We start from the raw sequence: 20,226 nt of genomic DNA, 5'->3' as shown, positions 1-20,226 counted from the left end.
TTTATCGCCTTAAAATGCTATTTTTGCGGTTCAATGAAGCACATTCGTAATTTTTGTATCATAGCACATATCGACCACGGCAAAAGCACACTTGCCGATAGGTTATTAGAATATACCAACACCATAACGCAACGCGAATCGCAGGCGCAATTGCTTGACGATATGGACCTGGAACGCGAACGCGGTATCACCATAAAAAGCCATGCCATACAAATGGATTATGAGCTTGACGGGCAGAAATATACGCTGAACCTGATCGATACTCCTGGCCACGTGGATTTTTCGTACGAAGTTTCCCGCTCTATAGCGGCTTGCGAAGGCGCTTTACTTATTGTTGATGCCGCCCAGGGCATACAGGCACAAACTATATCAAACCTTTACCTGGCTTTAGAAAACGACCTGGAAATTATTCCGGTACTCAACAAAATGGATCTTCCCGGGGCTATGCCAGAGGAAGTGAAAGATCAGATTGTTGACCTTATTGGTTGTAAACGTGAAGACATCCTCGCAGCATCTGGTAAAACAGGTATGGGCGTGCATGATATACTACGTGCCATTGTTGAACGTGTACCGGCTCCGGTTGGTGATCCAGAAGCTCCTTTACAGGCTTTGATATTTGATTCTGTTTTTAACTCTTTCCGCGGTATTATCGCTTATTTTAAAGTAGTGAACGGCGAGATCAGGAAAGGCGACAAAGTAAAATTTGTGGCTACCGAAAAGCAATACCTCGCTGATGAGGTAGGTACTTTAAAGCTTCGTCAGCTACCTAAAGATGTGATAAAAACCGGCGATGTAGGTTATATTATATCAGGTATCAAAGAAGCACGTGAAGTTAAGGTTGGTGATACCATTACCCGTGTTGACCGTCCGTGTGAAGCAGGTATACAGGGCTTTGAAGAGGTGAAGCCAATGGTATTTGCAGGTATTTACCCGGTTGACACTGAAGATTATGAAGAACTGCGCGAGTCGATGGCTAAGCTGCAGCTAAATGATGCCTCACTGGTTTTTGAACCGGAATCATCTGCGGCATTAGGTTTTGGTTTCCGTTGCGGCTTCTTAGGTATGCTCCACATGGAAATTATCCAGGAGCGGCTGGAGCGTGAGTTCAACATGACGGTAATTACTACCGTTCCTAACGTATCTTATATTGCTCATAGTACTAAAGGTGAAATTATCACTGTAAATAACCCTTCTGATCTGCCTGACCCAAGCAAGATAGATTTCGTGGAGGAGCCTTTTATTAAAGCTACCATCATCACCAAGTCTGACTTTGTTGGCTCTGTGATGTCGCTTTGTATACAAAAACGTGGTATGATCACCAATCAGTCTTACCTAACCTCTGACCGTGTAGAGATGATCTTCGAGATGCCTATGGGTGAGATCGTTTTTGACTTTTATGATAAGCTAAAAACTATATCTAAAGGTTATGCATCGTTTGATTATCACCAGATTGGCTACCGGCAATCGGACCTCGTAAAATTGGATATCAGATTGAATAGTGAACCTGTAGATGCCCTGTCGTCACTGATACACCGGAGCAACTCGTACGATTTTGGCAAAAAAATCTGCGAAAAGTTAAAAGAGCTTTTACCTCGTCAGCAGTTTGAGATTATTATACAGGCATCCATAGGTGCCAAGATCATTGCACGCGAAACAGTGAAAGCCTTACGTAAAGACGTTACCGCCAAATGTTACGGCGGTGACATATCACGTAAACGAAAACTGTTAGAAAAACAGAAACAAGGTAAAAAACGCATGCGCCAGGTTGGTAACGTAGAAATACCACAGTCGGCGTTTATGGCGGTTTTGAAATTAGACTAAAGACTTATTGACAAAAGATGAAAGATTGGAAAAGCAATTCTTTTGTCTTTTATCCTTTATCCATTATCTACAATGCAACTACTCGACGGAAAATACGTATCAGAAAAACTTAAGGTTGAAATAGCCGAAGAAGCGGCTAAAATATTACAGAAAACCGGCAGGCAGCCGCACCTCGTAGCAGTTTTGGTTGGGCATGATGGTGGCAGCGAAACGTACGTGGCCAGCAAGATGAAAAACTGCGAAAAGGTTGGTTTTAAATCAACCCTGGTGCGTTATGAGGATGATGTAACCGAAGACGAACTGCTAAAAAAAGTAGAGGAACTGAACGCTGATGCCGATATTGATGGCATCATTGTACAACTCCCACTGCCTAAACATATTGACCCGGAAAAAGTAACGGAAAGAATTGACCACCGTAAAGATGTTGATGGTTTTCACCCGGTTAATCTGGGTCGCATGCAGCGCAATTTACCGTCATTTATACCCGCTACCCCTTACGGCATAACCCTGATGCTTAAAGAATATGGTATTGATACCGTAGGCAAGCATTGCGTTGTTGTTGGCCGTAGTAATATTGTAGGTTCGCCAATGAGCATTTTGATGGCCCGTAACACTACTCCAGGTAACTGTACAGTAACTATTTGCCACAGCCGCACACCTGATATTAAAAGCATCACGCTGCAGGCAGATATCCTGATTGTAGCCATAGGTAAAAAGAATTTTATTACTGCCGATATGGTAAAGGATGGTGTTGTTGTAGTTGACGTGGGTATGAACCGCGAAACTTCTGCCCTAACCAAATCGGGCTATAAATTATATGGCGATGTTGATTTTGAAAATGTCGCGCCCAAATCGTCATGGATAACTCCGGTACCCGGCGGTGTTGGTTTAATGACCATCATAGGGCTGCTTAAAAATACACTGGCATCTGCCAATAAAGAAGTATATCAATAAATTAAAATAACTGATTGGTTTAACCAATCAGTTATTTACTTTCCTCTTAACTTATCCCAAAAGGAGCTGATACCTACATAAATTTCATCATCCTTGATATTTACCGGATAAATAGCTACAAAATCATTTTGCCCCTCCCCACCTTTGCCTGTTACCAAATTGTAGGTGTACCTGTGATATGGGCAAACAATTTTCCCGTTAACGCATAAACCGTCGCTCAAATCAGCACCAGCATGCGGACAATTGGATGAAAGCGCATATACCTGTCCCTCAAACCCAACCAGGCAAATGTTTTTTCTTCCGGCTTTAACTTTGGTTATAAATGGCTTGTCCCTGTTTTGAATATTGGAAATTTTGTACCACTTCATAAACTATAGGGAATCAATGAATTTCAAAAGTAATGAAGATATTAAAAATCTATCTTTAAATTCATTACCGCAGGATTTTTAATCACCTCATCCATACTGGTAACCAGGGTAACGCTGCGCCTGTCGGCAGATAATACGGCTTTTGAGTTGTTTAATTTTTTAACCGGCTTTGCAAACCTCAGGATCACCTTATAAGGCATATCAATCAGCATAGCCTTAGCCATCATAAAGGTTGATTGGGTTTTCTTTAAAAAAGCATTGAACTTGGCTTTGTCAATTATGCGGTAAAACTTATGAGGGGTAATATCATACGAATAATAATCCTGCCCTGCTACCATTTGCCGGGCGTCAAATGTGCGGGAGGCTTTATCGGGGCTCGAAAAAGCATTGATCTGGCTATTAAGGGCTATTTTGGAAAGGTTTTGAAGATAGTATTGCAGATCGGCAGCATTTTTGGCAACATGCTTAATATTAACCTTCATGACACTCTTTTTAAGGTTCATGTTAATGGAAAGATCGCTGCTTTTGGCCATATTGCTTTCCTCCAAACTCATTTTCTGCTGGGTGCTATCGGGCATAGCGCTGTAAAAATTGAGCGTAGTATCCTTAACCAAACTAAACTGGGGAGTTTCTTTCAGTGAATCGGACATGAGATTTACCAATACTGATACAGCCTTGCTCATATCAAAACCATATATCACGTTACAACTTCCGTCGGCCTTAAAATCATATTGTTCCTCTATATCCACGCATGAACTCAAACAAAGCACTGCCAAAAAAATCAGGGGTAGGTAAAGTTTTTTCATGCTTAGGATTTTAAGGGTGATCAGACTTTCATAACTGCGATAAAATTACGGAAGCAACAAGCGTTAACGAATTACAAACCGTTTAATTAAAAATTAAAGTAATAATAGATATTATTAACGAAAATAAAAAGCAAAGAAAAAAATCGTTTTACGCTACGTTTACCATTCACCGCTATGCGTTAAGTATAAATTAGGTACCTTTGCAAAATTATTATGGCACACCAGATTCCAGACGACGGCACGCTGCTTCCACTAATGGAAGAATTTTATACGATACAGGGTGAAGGATACAATACAGGCAAAGCAGCTTATTTTATACGCCTTGGCGGGTGTGATGTGGGCTGCCACTGGTGTGATGTTAAGGAAAGCTGGGACGCTGAATTACACCCACTTACCGCAGCCGATCAGATTGTAAGCAATGCCTCCGTACATCCGTCAAAAGCAGTGGTTGTAACCGGTGGCGAACCCCTGATCTACAATCTGGATTACCTCACAACACAGCTTCATGAAAAGGGTATTAAAACCTTTATCGAAACATCCGGGGCCTACCCACTTTCAGGTGATTGGGATTGGATATGTTTGTCGCCCAAAAAGTTTAAAGCTCCTATACCCATGGTGGCCGAACACGCACATGAGTTAAAGGTAATTGTATTTAACAAATCTGATTTTGAATGGGCCGAATATCATGCTAAAATGGTATCGCCCGATTGTAAGTTGTATTTACAGCCAGAGTGGTCAAAATCAAAAGAAATGACTCCGCTTATAGTTGATTATGTGATGAATAACCCGCAATGGGAAATATCTTTACAAACACATAAATATTTGAATATTCCCTAATATTCGTAACTTACGATATAATTATCGTATCACAACAGATGAAAATTGTAATCATCTCGGTTTTATCAATTTTTTTATCTATTTCGGCATGGTCACAGCAAACACCTTACAGTACTAATGATAAGGGGGCTGTAAACTATTATAATAAAGCCCACCAGGACATTGATGACCATGCTTACGATGACGCGATCTCCAACCTCAAAAAAGCCGTTACACAAGATCCAAGATTCATTGAGGCTCAAGCTCAATTGGCCGATGTATCGCGTTTAAAACATTACTACAAGCAAGCTATTGAACATTATTTAAGGGTCATTGCACTTAATCCTGAATTTAGTCGTGCAGTCTATCTTAAAATTGGCGAAAGTGAAATATATGAGGCGATGTACGCTCAGGCTCAACAGCATCTCGAAAAATATTTAACCTTCCCTAATATTACCCCTCAAAATAACACATACGCTCAAAAACTGATCAATGATGCAAAGTTCAGCATCCAGGCGGTTCAGCACCCGGTAGCTTTTAAACCCATTAATATGGGACCGGAGATTAACACCGCAAATGATGAATACCTGCCCGTTGCCACGGCCGACGAAAGCATGTTGATATTTACACGTAAGATTAACAATAACGAAGATTTTTATAAAAGCCTTAACAATGGGGGCAAATGGCAAACAGCCAGCTACCTTAGCGATCAGATTAATACCGCGCAGTATAATGAAGGTGCGCAATCTATATCGCAAGACGGCAAATACTTGTTTTTCACAGGCTGTAACCGCCCCGATGGTTTGGGCAGATGCGATATTTACATAGCGCGAAAAAGGGGCAACGATTGGGCAAAACCCTTTGACCTTAGCCCCCCTGTAAACACTTCAGGTTGGGAATCACAGCCGTCTATTAGTGCAGACGGACGAACATTGTATTTTGTAAGTAACCGTAGCGGAGGTTATGGAGGTTATGATATATGGAAATCAGCCCTCACCGATAAAGGCTGGGGCCAGCCAGAAAACTTGGGGCCTAATATAAACACCTCTTATGATGAACAATCACCATTTATTCACCCCGATGATAGTACCCTTTATTTTAGTTCAAACGGATGGCCGGGCTTAGGTAATAAGGATATTTTTGTAAGCCGCCTGGGTAAGGATGGTAAATGGCAAAAACCCGAGAATTTAGGATATCCCATAAATTCCAATGGCGACGAAAATGGGCTTACCCTAACAGCAAACGGCAACTATGCGTTTTTTGCCTCAAACAATTTAAATGGCTATGGCGGATATGACATTTATACTTTTGAATTGCCCGTGAAGGTAAGGCCGCATGTAGTGATCTATGTAAAAGGCAACGTAAATGATTCCAGGAACAAAGAGCCATTAGAGGCGGCTGTAGAGATTATTGACCTGCAAAGCAATCAACCTGTTTATCAGGATTATACCAATTTAGAAGACGGGAGCTTTCTGGCAACTATAACATCAGGCAAAAATTATGGTTTAAATATTTCAAAAAGCGGATATCTGTTTTATTCAGAGAACTTTTCGCTGATTGGTTATAAAACCAAAACCCCGTTCACCGTTTCCGTATCACTATCGCCAATTGAAGTGGGTAATAAAGTAATACTCAAGAACATATTCTTTGACACCAATAAATTTGATCTGGAAGCAGAATCTAAATCGGAGCTATTAAAACTGATAGAGTTTTTAACAGCAAACCCAACCGTGCATATAGAAATATCAGGCCATACAGACAATGTGGGCGCCGACCAAATCAACCAAACCCTTTCAGAAAACCGGGCAAAATCCGTATATCAATATCTTATAAATAATAAAATAGCTACTACCCGTTTGATTTATAAAGGCTATGGTAAAACGCAGCCTATAGCCCCGAATGATAGTGATGAAGACCGCGCCAAAAATCGCAGGACAGAATTTAAGATCATTTCAAAATGAGAAAAGCATTAGCCGGTATTATTGCAATTGTATTTGTTTCCTGTTCAGTTAATCATATGCTTAGCACCTCTGGTAAACCATGGCAAAATCAAATACAGCAAATACCCGGCAGAATAGAATGTGAATATTACAATACCGGTGGTGAAGGTATTGCCTATCATGACACCGATAGCGTTAATAATGGCAGCGGCAAACTAAACCCGGCTAACGGAACATTTTTAAATGAATTCAGGATGCGCGAAGGGGTAGATATATCTTACACCAAAGCACATGACAGTATTGATAATAATCCGCATAATGTAGTACCGCCAAAAATGGATCAGCTGTACGTGGGCTGGACAGCACCTGGCGAATGGATTAAATACACTGTAAATGTAAACGAATCAAGAAATTACCGAGTTGGTGTAATGTATACCTCTAACGGTGATGGCTCCATTGCGCTTGATCTGGATGGCAAGACTATTGCAAAAGACCTGAAGATAGTTTCCACCCACGATGACCGGGATACAGTTAAATGGCGGCAATGGCACCACTGGAACAGATCCGACTCCCTAACTACAATAAATCTAAAAAAGGGGGTTCATATGATTACCGTACACATTGTAGCCAACGGTAATATGAATTTGGACTATTTAGAGTTTAAATAAAAAGCCTTCAGAAGTAATTAATCTAAAGGCTTTCTATTTATGAAAATTCGATTTTAATTTCCCATTTCGGATATGAACTTGATACGCATCAACTGTACCTCTTCGCGGGTATAATCATCATTACCCAATTCAGCAAGCGCGTCATCAATAGAGTCGGCTTCGGCAGTACGGAAGTAATCAAACACCTCGTCCTGTTTATCTTCGTCCATCACCTCATCAATATAATAGTTCAGGTTAAGTTTTGTACCAGAGTTAACTATAGTCTCTACCTCCTTCAATATCTCCTCGTAGGTAAGTCCTTTAGAGGCCGCAATGTCATCAAGGTTAAGGTGACGGTCAATATTTTGAATAATAAACACCTTAAGGGCAGATTTATTGGCCGCACTCTTGATCACCATATCAACAGGGCGGTCAATATCGTTATCATCCACATATTTTTGTATCAGATCGGTAAACGGTTTACCAAACTTCAATGCTTTGCCTGCTCCTACTCCCGAAATCTGTTTTAACTCTTCGGTGGTAACCGGATAATGCGTACACATTTCCTCAAGCGACGGGTCCTGAAATATAACAAACGGAGGTAACCCCTTTTGCTTGGCCAGTTTTTTGCGCAGCTCTTTCAGCATTTGCAGTAACTGGGCATCCAATGCGCCGCCGCCCTGTTTTGGGCCGTCTGCATCATCATCGTCATCAGTAGCCTCAATAACCTTGTTTAATATAAAGCGGATGCTATGTGGGTTATCAATAAAGCTATTACCAGACTTGGTTAATCGCAGTAAGCCATACTGATCAATATCTTTTGAGAGATAGTTATTGAGTAAAGCCTGCCTTAGTAAAGAGTTCCAGAGGTTTTTGCCTTGTTCTTTACCCGATCCGTAATAATCGAGCAGGTCATGCTGATAATTCTTGATCTGGGCATTCTCCTCACCCATCAATATACTGATGATATGATGATCATCAAATTTTTCGCCGATATGCCTGATCAGGCTTAACGCTCTGTGCAGATGCTCCTCGCCATCAAAATGATCTTTTGAACCGCAGCAGTTATCGCACATATTGTTACAGCCGGCTTCATTGAAGTTTTCACCAAAGTAGTGCAACAACTGTTTACGGCGACATACTGATGATTCGCAGTAATCAATAACTTCTTTTAATATCTGGGTACCAATTTCGCGTTCAGAAACGGGTTTGTCCTTCATGAACTTCTGAAGCTTATCTATATCTTTTTCCGAGTAAAAAGCCACACATACGCCTTCGCCACCATCACGGCCAGCCCTGCCGGTTTCCTGATAATAGCCTTCCATGCTTTTAGGCACGTCATGATGTATAACATACCGCACATCGGGTTTATCAATACCCATTCCAAAGGCTATCGTTGCAACAATTACATCAACATCCTCCATCAGGAATTTGTCTTGTGTATCCGCACGAACTTTAGGATCTAAACCGGCGTGATATGGCAATGCTTTCACACCGTTCAAGTTAAGTGCTTCAGCAACCTCCTCTACCTTTTTACGGCTTAAGCAATAAACAATGCCTGATTTTCCCTGGTTTTGCCTTACAAACTTTACAATCTCTTTTATTACGTTTCGTTTGGCACGCACCTCATAAAAAAGATTGGAACGGTTAAATGATGATTTATAAACAGTTGCATTGTTCATTTGCAGGTTTTTTTGTATATCCTGCTGAACTTTTGGAGTAGCTGTAGCGGTTAATGCGATGATAGGAATATTCTCGCCGATATTGCTAATTACCTGCCGTATTTTACGATACTCCGGTCGGAAATCATGTCCCCATTCAGAAATACAGTGCGCCTCGTCAACGGCTACAAATGAAACCTGGTTGAGCCTCAAAAAATCAATATTCTCCTGTTTGGTCAATGATTCGGGAGCAACATATAATAACTTGGTTTTTCCGCCTAAAACGTCTTCCTTAACCCGGGTTATCTCTGATTTGGTAAGGGATGAATTTAAAAAATGGGCTATACTATCAGAGCCTCCGAAAGCTCTTAACTGATCTACCTGGTTTTTCATCAGGGCTATCAGTGGTGAAATTACTATGGCAGTGCCTTCACTCATTAATGCAGGCAGCTGATAACACATGGATTTACCACCACCGGTAGGCATAATAACAAAGGTATCGTTGCCCGCCAGTATGTTAGTTATAATCGCTTCTTGCTCCCCCTTAAAGTTGTCGAATCCGAAAAAATTCTGGAGATTATCAAATAGCGACTTCTTAGTTTCTATCATTGTTTAACGTGATGTAGTATTATTTTTAAAAGTTTAAAGTAACAAAATTTAATGAATAAACGATGGATTTACTTTTTAATTTTATACTAATATGATTATTGAATGAAAAACAATTTGTTTATTTAACGCATTTAAATTGCGAACAAAATGGCTAAGTAATTATTTAGTTTTATTTAATACTTATTTAACAGATTATTGTACACTTTTGCCCTGGCTAAACCAAATAATAACTCTTTTACACAGATGAATAAAAACAATTATGCGATCATAATGGCGGGAGGGATTGGGAGCCGTTTCTGGCCAATTAGCCGATCATCCCACCCGAAGCAATTTATAGATATATTGGGCACAGGCAAAACGCTGATACAAAACACCTACGAAAGGTTCCTGAAAGTTTGCCCGCAGGAGAACATCTATATAGTAACGAATGAAAACTATACCAAACTGGTTAAAAGCCAGCTGCCGGAGTTAACCGACCAGCAGATACTGACCGAACCGGTCATGCGTAATACAGCCCCCTGTGTGGCCTATGGCTGTTTTAAAATAGAACGCCTTAACCCCAATGCCGTTATTGTGGTAGCCCCCTCAGACCAGCAGATCCTGGATGAGGAAGCCTTTGTAAGCGCCATTGACAAATCCCTGCAGACAGCGGCCGAAAATGACTGCCTGATCACCCTGGGCATTAAACCCTCGCGGCCGGATACGGGCTATGGCTATATCCAGTACACCGACCAGGTGATCCACCATGATTTTCATAAGGTAAAAACCTTTACCGAGAAACCCACGCTGGAGATAGCCAAAACGTTTTTACAAAGCGGGGATTTTTTATGGAACGCGGGGATCTTTGTATGGTCGGCCGAGGCGATCGTGAAGGCCTTTGGCCAGCATTTACCCGAAATGCACGAGATATTTGCCGATGCCCGTCCGGTTTATAACACCGAAGAGGAGAAAGCCTATATCCATAAAGCGTACCAGCAATGCATCAATATTTCGATAGACTATGGTGTAATGGAAAAGGCAGACAATGTGTATGTGCTGCCCTCGGAGTTTGGCTGGAGCGACCTGGGTACCTGGGCCTCCATTTATGACCTGGCTGAAAAGGATTATGTGGGCAATGCGGTGATCCCTTCAGAAAAAGTGATCATGTATGACTCCTCGAACTGTATGGTAAATGTACCGGGCGAAAAGCTGGTGATATTGCAGGGGCTGCATGACTACATCGTGGTAGAATCAAACAACACCCTGCTGGTATGCCCTCGCGACCAGGAACAGAATGTAAAACAAGTAGTGGCCGATGTGAAAAGCAAATTCGGTACTAAGTATATTTAACCCCCCAGCCCTCTAAAGGGGGAGCTTTTTAAAAATTCTATTTAACAACAAAGCCCGGTTTTTTAGGAATCGGGCTTTGTTGTTTTAATATCTGCACATCTGAAATCTGCACATTTACAAATCAAAAAGCTCCCCCTTTAGGGGGTTGGGGGGGCGACGCGTTGCCTTATAGCTTCGTAAAGTATAATTCCTGTGGATACAGATACGTTAAGTGATTCAATTTCACCAAACATTGGTATTTTGGCTAAGTAGTCAGCAATGCGGATAATTTCATTGCGTATACCATCCTCTTCCGAGCCCATGATTACGGCAGTTGGGGCGGTATAATCAGGTTTATAAATATCGTCCTGTGTTTTTTCGGTACAGCAAACTAACTGTAGGCCCGATTCCTGCAAAAACTTAACGGTTTGCATAAAATTATCATGCCTGCAAACAGGGATCTTATACAGGGCCCCCGCCGATGTTTTTATAGCGTCCGGATTTATTTGAGCTGAGCCTTTGGCCGGGATAACAATGGCATGTACACCAGCGCACTCCGCTGTACGGGCAATAGCTCCCATATTGCGTACATCGGTAATAGAATCCAGAACCAATATGAGCGGCACCTCCCCCTTTTCAAATATTTCTGGAATAATGTTTTCAATCTTCTGGTAAACTATTGGTGAAATAAAAGCGACAGCACCCTGGTGATTTTTGGCTGTAAGACGATTGAGCTTTTCAACCGGTACCTGCTGCGCTGTAATATTATATTCGCTTAAAAGAGCTTTTAACTCCTGTGATAAACCACCGCCAATGCCCCGTTGGACATACAAAGCCTCTATTTCTTTTCCTGAGGTAATGGCCTCCATAATAGCCCTGATGCCAAAAACCATCTGGTTACTTTCGCGCTGGGGTCTTGAATTAAATGTCATTTCTAAAAGCTCTAATATTTTGCCAAAAGTAGCTATATTAATTGATTAAGCACTTATTGAACTGTTGAGGCATTTTGGTTTTTTATAAATAATTAACAATCGCAATGTTTATCCACATTTGTTTAATAATTTGATTATCAATACTTAACTTACATTACTAACACATTACCAACATCGGGTGTTAATTACTTATTGATACTTAACACAAACTGTTAATTAATAAATACTCAAATTTATGTTGTTGTTAATGTTTGAGTTGGGCCTAAAAAAGGCATGTTAGCGCTTTACTAAACAAATCGAAACTAATTTTGTATATTTTTGTCAACTTATGATTTTCGAGAACGATAACCTGCAAAACAAGCCCAATACCAACGACCGTCGAAGCCGAATAACTAATCCAACCCCTTATGGCGGACTGGGTAAACTACCACCCCAGGCCACCGATCTGGAGGAGGCCGTTTTGGGCGCGCTCATGCTCGAAAAAGATGCCTTATCTTCAGTTATCGACGTTCTGAAACCCGAAGTTTTTTATCGCGATAACCATCAGAAAATATTTGCAGCCATCAAACAGCTGTTTGAAAAATCATCACCGGTTGATATTCTTACCGTTACTGCCGAACTGCGCAAGCAGGGCGAACTGGAAATGATTGGTGGTGCATATTATATCACTGAACTTACCAGCCGTGTGGCATCGGCTGCTAATATTGAGTTTCACGCCCGTATCATCATACAAAAGTTTATCCAGCGCGAATTGATCAGGATATCTACTGATGTAATTCAAAGCGCCTATGAGGATACATCTGATGTACTTGACCTTTTAGACAGGGCAGAAAAAAACCTATTTGAAATTGCACAAAGTAACCTGCGCCGGGATGCCCGTAAAATGGACGACCTGGTTCATGAAGCATTAAAGGATATTGAGGCCCTCAAAGATAAAAAGGATGGTTTAACAGGTGTACCTTCAGGATTTACCAATCTTGACCGTATGACCTCCGGCTGGCAAAAATCTGACCTTGTAATTATTGCTGCCCGCCCTGCGATGGGTAAAACCGCATTCGTGCTAAGCTGTGCCCGTAACGCGGCGGTTGATTTTGATAAACCGGTTGTGGTGTTCTCGCTCGAAATGTCATCCGTTCAGTTGGTTAACCGTTTAATATCCGGTGAAACAGAAATTGAACAGGAAAAGATTCGTAAAGGCACACTGGAAGAATGGGAATGGCAGCAAATCCACTCTAAAATTGGCCGTCTTGAACAAGCTACATTAATTATTGATGATACACCTGCCCTCAATATTTTCGAGTTCAGGGCCAAATGCCGTAGGTTAAAATCGCAACATGATATACAGCTCATCATTATCGACTACTTGCAGTTAATGCATGGGAAAGGCGAAGGTAAAGCCGGCGGCGGTAACCGTGAGCAAGAGATTGGTAGTATATCAAGGGCTTTAAAATCGGTAGCTAAAGAACTCAATGTACCGGTAATAGCACTTTCCCAATTGAGCCGTGCGGTTGAGACCAGGCCAGGTAACTCCAAAAGACCAATGCTTTCGGATTTACGTGAATCTGGTTCAATTGAGCAGGATGCGGATATGGTACTGTTCCTGTACCGTCCGGAATACTATGGTTTAACAGAAGATGAAGATGGTAACCCTACCAATAATGTAGGTGAGGTAATTATAGCCAAGCACCGTAACGGTGAAACCGGTACGGTACGATTAAAATTTGTGGGCAAATACGTTAAGTTCGCCAACCTTGAAGAAGGCGTGGAAGGCTTCCCTCCTGCTTCGGGTAATGCGTTCTCTGGCCTGGCCCCGTCACAGGATTTTGAGAAACAGAGCAACTTCATCATTCGTCCGTCGCGTATGGATGACATTGATGATGAACCGCCGTTTTAGCCCCCCAGCCCCCTAAAGTGGGAGTTTTGATACCCATTGTAACATAAAGCCTGACTTCAAAGAAGCCCGGCTTTATGTTTTTTATAAAATCATTTACACATCTGAAATTTGCATATCTGCACATCAAGAACTCCCCCTTTAGGGGGCTGGGGGGCTTAAAAGAATAGCCCCAACAGTATCCCGATGATGATAATTATCGGGGTTTTTATTTTGGTAAAATGCAACAACGCAAAAGTACCTGCCATTAAGCCATAAGCAAGCCAGTTACCGCCAAACGGCCTTACCAGTAAAATAAAGGCTGTAGCCATAAAACCAACAGAAACCGCATTTATACCGCTCAGAGAATTCTTAATACGGGTAATTTTTTTCAGATCTTCCCAAAAAGGTACAATGAATAAAATAAGTATCAATCCTGGAGTGTTTACACCAATAACGGCTACAAGGCTGCCGATTATTTGCCCGCCTACGCCAAAACCTTTGTTGCCTAAAGTAATTCCGCCCAAAAAAGAAGTAAACGAAAATGTAGGACCGGGCAGCGCTTGTTGCAACGCATAACCCGACAGGAATTCAGAATTACTCAGGTAATGTTTAACCTCCACAAACTCCGTATACATTAAAGGTACCATGACCTGTCCGCCGCCGAATATGAGTATGCCGTTACGGTAAAAATTTTCAAATAAACGTATCGGTAAGCTAAATGGCGATGTTTGGTTAATGATGGCACCTAATGCCGCAAAAAACAATAGTATCCCGATAAAATAGGCTACCTTGTTAGGATTTACATTAGCATATAGCTTAACCCGCAGTTCGTTTTCCTGTTGCTGGGTTTCCATAGCCGACGAGATGATGCCCCCTAATAAAATGAGTAAAGGGAAGGCATAAGCATTTTGCAAAATAAGTGTTGAAATAAGCGACCCAATAGCCAGCATGGTGCTTACCCTTGTTTTTAAAAACCGATTTGCAAATGTGTAAGTAGCATAAGCCACAATCCCAACAGCAATGGGTTGAACATAACTGATGATATGTGAAAATTTAGCCTGATTGGCAAACATTTTATAACTGATGGCAGCTAACCCCATTATGGTAGCCGAAGGCAGTATCCATATCAGAAAGGTAATAAGGGCTAAGCGTAGCCCGCCTACCTTCCAGGCTATACCAACCAATGTTTGCGTAGATGCCGGACCGGGCAAAACCTGCGATAACGCATTAAGCTCCATCAGCTCACTTTCGGTTATATAATGCCTTTTTTCAACAAATTCGCGCAGCAAAACGGCTATATGAGCCTGCGGGCCGCCAAATGCGGTAAATGTATAAATGAAAACATCACGTAGAAACAGAAGATGTCGTTTTTTCATTAATAATAGTTAGTTCACAGTTAATAGTTCATTGTTCATAGCAGTAAGTATTAGTTTAATAATGAGTGTCGATAAAAATTACCCCATCCAAACCATGAAACACCAACTATGATCTATGAACTATTTAATAATCGTCATCATCTTCCTCAACTCCCATAGCCTGTCTGTAAACAGCTTGTAACTCCGAAAAAGCATGGTTGTCGCGTTTCTGTTTTGCCACTTTCATGCCTGTTTCGTAGATATTTATAGCGTCTTCCTTACGGTTTAACGCCTCATATAATTTACCTAAGTGGTAATAAGTACCCACATAGTCTGGATGATTCGTGGTCAGATCTTCATAATAAATCAGGGCCTTATCTGCCTGATTAAGACGCAGATATTCCGTAGCAAGAGCGTATTTTAAAAACTCATCCTCCGGCTCATTTTTTATAAATTCCAGTAGCTTATCTAATCTGCTCAACTCCATTTTAAACTCTATCTTTTTTAATTAAATTTGCAAAAACCTATTGATATGAAGATCTTGGTATGTGTAAGTAATGTTCCTGATACCACCACAAAAATAACTTTTACAGATAACAACACCCAATTTAATACAAATGGTGTTCAGTTTATCCTAAACCCTTATGACGAGATAGCCCTTTCACGTGCTATTGAACTTACTGATGGCGGTAAAGGTTCTGTAACGGTAATAAATGTTGGCGAGGTAAATACAGAAGCCACAATCCGTAAAGCGCTGGCTATTGGCGCAACAGACGCGGTACGTATAAATGCGAAACCGCACGACGCCTGGTATGTGGCTTATCAGATAGCCCAGTACGTAAAAGCAAACCCGTTCGACCTTATTTTGACCGGACGCGAGTCTATCGATTATAATGGCTCAAAAGTTGCCGGTATGCTGGGCGAACTGCTGGATATTCCATCAGTATCCATCATCAAAAAATTAGACGCCGATGATAGCAGCGCTACTGTAGAACGCGAAATTGAAGGCGGCAAAGAAGCACTTACCATCCCCTTCCCCTTTGTAGCAGGCACTGCCGAGGGCGTTGCCGAACCCAAAATACCAAACATGCGTGGTATCATGTCTGCGCGCACTAAACCACTGACTGTTGTTGAACCTGTTGAGGCTAAAACATTTTCTGAGGTTCTCAGTTATGAAACTCCAGCCCCACGCGGACAGGTAAAACTTGTACCTGCTGATGATACCGCCAGACTGGTTGAGCTTTTACACACCGAAGCTCGTGTTATATAAATAAATTCAAATCGATTTCAAGAAACACATAATATATGTCAGTTTTAATATATGCGGAAAATGCCGGTGGAAAATTCAAAAAATCAGTTTTTGAAGCCGTAACCTACGCCCGGGCCATTGCCAATCAAAATAATACCAGCCTTGTGGCTATCTCTATAGGCGACGTTGACGCCGCTGAACTGGCCGCCCTGGGTAAATATGGCGCCGAAAAAGTGCTTAACGTTTCAGGCGAAAAGCTCAAAAATTTTGTAAACCAGGCTTATGCATCCATTATCGCCGAAGCTGCGAAAAAACACAGCGCTGATATTGTGGTGTTATCCAACACATTCTCGGGCCGTGGCTTAGCACCAAGATTAGGTGTAAAGCTGGAGGCCGGTGTTGCCGATGGCGCGGTAGCATTACCTCAGCAGGATGGTGGTAAGTTCACCGTTAAAAAAACCGCTTTTTCTGGCAAAGCATTTGCTGTTGTTGAGCTAACATCAGCCAACAAGGTTATTGCCCTGGTACCTAACTCCTATAAAGTTACAGAAACCGGTGAAACAGCCCAGGTTGAAGACTTTACTGCTGAAACAAAAGATTCGGACTTTAAAGCTATGATCAAGGAGATTGTACGCTCAACCGATAAAGTATCATTACCCGACGCCGAAATTGTTGTTTCTGCAGGACGCGGCCTTAAGGGACCTGAAAACTGGGGAATGGTAGAAGAACTTGCCTCGCTGTTGGGCGCGGCTACAGCCTGCTCAAAACCGGTGTCAGACGCCGGCTGGCGCCCGCATAGTGAACACGTTGGACAAACAGGCATTGCTGTTAGTCCAAATTTGTATATTGCAATAGGAATTTCAGGTGCGATACAACACCTGGCAGGCATCAGTTCTTCGAAAGTTATTGTGGTTATCAACAAAGACCCCGAGGCTCCTTTTTTCAAAGTTGCCGATTATGGTATTGTTGGCGATGCTTTTGACGTAGTGCCTAAATTAATAGCAGCCGTAAAAGAATATAAAGCTTCAGCATAAATTATTAGGTGCGATGGGTAATAACATGAAAAAAATTAAGCTTGATATTGTAGGGTTGTCATACAGTCAGACGCAATCAGGCGCTTATGCTTTAGTTTTAGGCGAGGTAAGCGGACGCCGCAGGTTACCTATAATTATAGGCAGTTTTGAAGCTCAGGCTATAGCTATCGAAATAGAAAAAATGACTCCAAGCCGCCCGCTCACGCATGATCTGTTCAAGAGTTTTGCACAAGCCTACCAGATAGAGGTACAGGAGATCATTATCTATAATCTGGTCGACGGAATATTTTATTCCAAACTGATTTGCAATGACGGGAAAAAGACGGTTGAAATTGATGCCCGCACGTCCGACGCTATAGCTGTGGCGGTTAGATTCGATTGCCCGATTTTCACTTACGAATTTATACTTTCTACCGCGGGTATCGTAATTGAGGGTAATGATTTTGTTTACCTTGAAAATATCAACGAAACACCGGAGGAAAAAACCGTAGGTTCAACAGTGGGCAGTGGTTTTGCCTCTTTAAGTATCGACGAGCTCAAAACCAAATTACAGGAAGCCCTGGCAGAAGAATCATACGAAAAAGCTGCCAAAATACGCGACGAATTAAACAAGCGTAAAGCATCCTGATTTTATACAAATAAATAGTTGCTCAACTCCACATTAGTCAAATAGATATTTTACTCAAATTCAATAAATCCTGTTGATTATATCTTTTTGATTTACATTTATTTCACTACTTTCCATTTTTAATTTAACACTGACTAAAATTATTTAAACCAGGTGCCTTATGAATATTAAGTTCCGCTTAATACTGATGAATTTCATGCAATATTTTATCTGGGGATCGTGGCTACTCACTATCGCAGTATACTGGTTTCAGAATAAACATTGGTCGGGTGAGCATTTCGGAGCTATTTTTTCAACTATGGGTATCTCGGCAATCTTCATGCCTGCCCTTGCGGGAATTATTGCCGACCGCTTTATAAATGCCGAAAAGTTGTATGGCGTGATGCATATTTTAGGAGCAATGACCTTATTTTCGCTCCCGCTTGTAACTAATCCATTTACTTTTTTCTGGGTGATGCTATTGAATATGGTCTTTTATATGCCAACCTTGTCATTATCTATAACCGTAGCTTTCTCGGCTTTAAAAAACAGCGATAAGGATATTGTAAAAGCCTATCCCTCTATCCGTATATGGGGAACGATTGGTTTTATTGCGGCCTTGTGGATTGTGAGCCTTACTCATAACGAAACTTCGGCCAATCAATTCTATATTTCATCGGCAATGGCCCTTACATTGGGTATTTATTCGTTTACCTTACCCAAAGCCCCCCCTCTTTTAGGCAAAGTCGCTCATAAATCCTTTGTTGAACAATTAGGTTTAAAAGCTTTTACCTTATTTAGAGTCCCTAAGTTTGCTATATTTTTTGCCTTTTCGCTATTGTTGGGAGCAGCTCTGCAGCTTACCAATGCTTATGGCGATACCTATATACATGATTTTGCCAATGTACCTGCTTATAAAGATACCATAGCTGTAAAATACCCCGCTATCATTATGTCTATATCCCAGGTATCTGAAATATTGTTTATCCTGGCTATCCCATTCTTCCTACGCAAATTCGGCATCAAGTATGTAATGCTGTTTAGCATGCTGGCCTGGGTTTTACGATTTGGTTTATTTGCCTTTGGAGATCCAGCCAGTGGCCTTTGGATGATCATCGGTTCCTGCATTGTTTATGGTATGGCCTTTGATTTCTTTAATATTTCAGGCTCCTTATTTGTAGAAACCCAGACTACTCCGGAGATAAGAGCCAGTGCCCAAGGGCTTTTTATGATGATGGTAAATGGCTTTGGTGCTTTTTTTGGAAGTATCGCGAGCGGTATGATCATCGATAAGTTTTTCACTATGCCCGATCATAGCAAAAACTGGCATGGTATATGGCTTACTTTTGCCGGATATGCCCTGGTAATTTCTATTATATTCCCGTTTGTATTTCGCTATAAACATAACGCGGCGCTTAAACATGCTATACAGCACGCATAAACTACACTAAATATTTTTATAAACAGAAAAGCCGGTTTAAACCGGCTTTTCTGTTACTGTTATTATATTTTTATTTCTTTCCGCTGATGGCATACTGTATACCGCCCAGCAAATGTTTTAGATACAAAGGATCGGCGTATGATTCATCGGTATGGCCGAGTTCGGTATAAAATGCCCTGTCGCCATCAAATTCATGGTACCAGCTCATAGGGTGATTGTCACCATTTTCTCCTCCGGTATAGCTTTTCTCATCAATCTTGATCAGTACGTGCAGGTCATCCGCTATCCATTTGTAGTTATACCATTCGTCCCATCTTTTCCATGTTGCAGGTAAGTGTTTAGTGGCAATAAAATTACGGTCAACCACATTCAGGGTAGCTTCCTGCTGTTTTGGATGGCTTTTAAAATAAGCGCCAACCAGTTTACCATACCACGGCCAATCATATTCGGTATCCGTAGCCGCATGTACACCTACAAATCCGCCGCCTGCTTTAATATATTGCTCAAAAGCAGCTTGCTGGGTATCATTCAAAACGTCGCCGGTGGTACTTAAAAATATAACTGCTGCATATTGTTTTAAATTGGCCGTGGTAAACTTTTCGGCATTGGTAGTAGTATCAACGTCAAAATTATTTTCCCGACCAAGTTTTATAATAGCAGGTACACCAACAGCAATGGAGTTATGGTGAAAGCCTGCTGTTTTACTAAACACCAATACTTTAGCTTTCCCTTTGGCCCAAACCTGCGCTCCGGCGGCTACCAAAAGACATACAATTAATAGATATTTTAATTTTTGTTTCATGTT

Annotated in this window: 18 protein-coding genes; 11 read left to right on the top strand and 7 right to left on the bottom strand. The window is 41.4% G+C overall.

The features are described from left to right. Nucleotides 1–33 precede the first annotated feature (33 nt). Both lepA and SNE25_RS17600 read left to right on the top strand, forming a co-directional pair. Nucleotides 34–1,821, top strand: a complete 1,788-nt coding sequence (lepA, locus tag SNE25_RS17605; RefSeq protein WP_321560306.1) for a translation elongation factor 4 — start codon at nucleotides 34–36, stop codon at nucleotides 1,819–1,821. Between the two features lie 72 nt (nucleotides 1,822–1,893). Continuing rightward, the gene (locus tag SNE25_RS17600) at nucleotides 1,894–2,775 is read left to right on the top strand and encodes a bifunctional 5,10-methylenetetrahydrofolate dehydrogenase/5,10-methenyltetrahydrofolate cyclohydrolase (RefSeq protein WP_321560305.1); all 882 of its coding nucleotides are present in this window, start codon (nucleotides 1,894–1,896) and stop codon (nucleotides 2,773–2,775) included. A gap of 35 nt (nucleotides 2,776–2,810) precedes the next feature. On the opposite strand, the gene SNE25_RS17595 is transcribed toward SNE25_RS17600, so the two are convergent. Together SNE25_RS17595 and SNE25_RS17590 are read right to left on the bottom strand one after the other, a co-directional pair. Further along, nucleotides 2,811–3,143 (bottom strand): Rieske (2Fe-2S) protein, encoded by a 333-nt coding sequence (locus tag SNE25_RS17595; RefSeq protein ID WP_321560304.1) that lies wholly within the window; start codon nucleotides 3,141–3,143, stop codon nucleotides 2,811–2,813. Between the two features lie 41 nt (nucleotides 3,144–3,184). After that, a complete protein-coding gene (locus SNE25_RS17590; RefSeq protein ID WP_321560303.1) occupies nucleotides 3,185–3,949 on the bottom strand; it encodes a hypothetical protein in 765 nt (254 codons plus the stop codon). 213 nt (nucleotides 3,950–4,162) lie between these two features. On the opposite strand from SNE25_RS17590, the gene SNE25_RS17585 reads away from it, so the two are divergent. Genes SNE25_RS17585 through SNE25_RS17575 form a run of 3 tightly spaced genes read left to right on the top strand, consistent with a single transcriptional unit; the run spans nucleotide 4,163 to nucleotide 7,373 of the window. Further along, a complete protein-coding gene (locus SNE25_RS17585) occupies nucleotides 4,163–4,786 on the top strand; it encodes a 7-carboxy-7-deazaguanine synthase QueE (RefSeq protein ID WP_321560302.1) in 624 nt (207 codons plus the stop codon). 38 nt (nucleotides 4,787–4,824) lie between these two features. Continuing rightward, nucleotides 4,825–6,726, top strand: a complete 1,902-nt coding sequence (locus SNE25_RS17580) for an OmpA family protein (RefSeq protein WP_321560301.1) — start codon at nucleotides 4,825–4,827, stop codon at nucleotides 6,724–6,726. Beyond that, the gene (locus SNE25_RS17575; protein ID WP_321560300.1) at nucleotides 6,723–7,373 is read left to right on the top strand and encodes a carbohydrate-binding protein; all 651 of its coding nucleotides are present in this window, start codon (nucleotides 6,723–6,725) and stop codon (nucleotides 7,371–7,373) included. Before SNE25_RS17580 ends, SNE25_RS17575 begins: the two co-directional genes overlap by 4 nt. A gap of 53 nt (nucleotides 7,374–7,426) precedes the next feature. Here the strand turns inward: SNE25_RS17575 and recQ are convergent, their stop codons facing one another. After that, nucleotides 7,427–9,619 carry a DNA helicase RecQ gene (recQ, locus tag SNE25_RS17570; protein ID WP_321566231.1) on the bottom strand — a complete coding sequence of 731 codons (2,193 nt, stop codon included), beginning with the start codon at nucleotides 9,617–9,619 and terminating at the stop codon, nucleotides 7,427–7,429. A 246-nt stretch (nucleotides 9,620–9,865) separates the two neighbouring features. Between recQ and SNE25_RS17565 the strand changes: the two genes are divergently transcribed. Next, nucleotides 9,866–10,951 (top strand): mannose-1-phosphate guanylyltransferase, encoded by a 1,086-nt coding sequence (locus SNE25_RS17565; protein ID WP_321560299.1) that lies wholly within the window; start codon nucleotides 9,866–9,868, stop codon nucleotides 10,949–10,951. 137 nt (nucleotides 10,952–11,088) lie between these two features. Here the strand turns inward: SNE25_RS17565 and rlmB are convergent, their stop codons facing one another. Further along, nucleotides 11,089–11,862 carry a 23S rRNA (guanosine(2251)-2'-O)-methyltransferase RlmB gene (rlmB, locus tag SNE25_RS17560; protein WP_321560298.1) on the bottom strand — a complete coding sequence of 258 codons (774 nt, stop codon included), beginning with the start codon at nucleotides 11,860–11,862 and terminating at the stop codon, nucleotides 11,089–11,091. Between the two features lie 328 nt (nucleotides 11,863–12,190). Here rlmB and dnaB point away from each other — a divergent pair, with 328 nt between their 5' ends. Then, nucleotides 12,191–13,756 carry a replicative DNA helicase gene (dnaB, locus tag SNE25_RS17555; RefSeq protein WP_321560297.1) on the top strand — a complete coding sequence of 522 codons (1,566 nt, stop codon included), beginning with the start codon at nucleotides 12,191–12,193 and terminating at the stop codon, nucleotides 13,754–13,756. Between the two features lie 155 nt (nucleotides 13,757–13,911). On the opposite strand, the gene chrA is transcribed toward dnaB, so the two are convergent. Both chrA and SNE25_RS17545 read right to left on the bottom strand, forming a co-directional pair. Next, on the bottom strand, nucleotides 13,912–15,111 hold the full coding sequence (gene chrA, locus SNE25_RS17550) for a chromate efflux transporter (protein ID WP_321560296.1): 1,200 nt from the start codon (nucleotides 15,109–15,111) through the stop codon (nucleotides 13,912–13,914). 124 nt (nucleotides 15,112–15,235) lie between these two features. Continuing rightward, a complete protein-coding gene (locus SNE25_RS17545; RefSeq protein WP_321560295.1) occupies nucleotides 15,236–15,577 on the bottom strand; it encodes a tetratricopeptide repeat protein in 342 nt (113 codons plus the stop codon). A 45-nt stretch (nucleotides 15,578–15,622) separates the two neighbouring features. Here SNE25_RS17545 and SNE25_RS17540 point away from each other — a divergent pair, with 45 nt between their 5' ends. The 4 genes from SNE25_RS17540 (at nucleotide 15,623) to SNE25_RS17525 (ending at nucleotide 19,421) form a co-directional block, all read left to right on the top strand. Beyond that, nucleotides 15,623–16,360 carry an electron transfer flavoprotein subunit beta/FixA family protein gene (locus SNE25_RS17540; RefSeq protein WP_321560294.1) on the top strand — a complete coding sequence of 246 codons (738 nt, stop codon included), beginning with the start codon at nucleotides 15,623–15,625 and terminating at the stop codon, nucleotides 16,358–16,360. 35 nt (nucleotides 16,361–16,395) lie between these two features. Beyond that, nucleotides 16,396–17,373 (top strand): electron transfer flavoprotein subunit alpha/FixB family protein, encoded by a 978-nt coding sequence (locus SNE25_RS17535; RefSeq protein ID WP_321560293.1) that lies wholly within the window; start codon nucleotides 16,396–16,398, stop codon nucleotides 17,371–17,373. A 25-nt stretch (nucleotides 17,374–17,398) separates the two neighbouring features. Beyond that, the gene (locus SNE25_RS17530) at nucleotides 17,399–18,001 is read left to right on the top strand and encodes a bifunctional nuclease family protein (RefSeq protein WP_321560292.1); all 603 of its coding nucleotides are present in this window, start codon (nucleotides 17,399–17,401) and stop codon (nucleotides 17,999–18,001) included. Nucleotides 18,002–18,161: 160 nt separating this feature from the next. Next, complete coding sequence (locus SNE25_RS17525; protein WP_321560291.1) at nucleotides 18,162–19,421, top strand: nucleoside permease; 1,260 nt, start codon at nucleotides 18,162–18,164, stop codon at nucleotides 19,419–19,421. Between the two features lie 70 nt (nucleotides 19,422–19,491). Here the strand turns inward: SNE25_RS17525 and SNE25_RS17520 are convergent, their stop codons facing one another. Next, complete coding sequence (locus SNE25_RS17520; RefSeq protein WP_321560290.1) at nucleotides 19,492–20,223, bottom strand: ThuA domain-containing protein; 732 nt, start codon at nucleotides 20,221–20,223, stop codon at nucleotides 19,492–19,494. Nucleotides 20,224–20,226 lie beyond the last annotated feature (3 nt).

Origin of the sequence: Mucilaginibacter sabulilitoris (assembly GCF_034262375.1) — a bacterium.
In the GTDB taxonomy this organism is placed as follows: Bacteria; Bacteroidota; Bacteroidia; order Sphingobacteriales; family Sphingobacteriaceae; genus Mucilaginibacter; species Mucilaginibacter sabulilitoris.
This window is presented reverse-complemented; position numbering and strand designations above follow the sequence as displayed.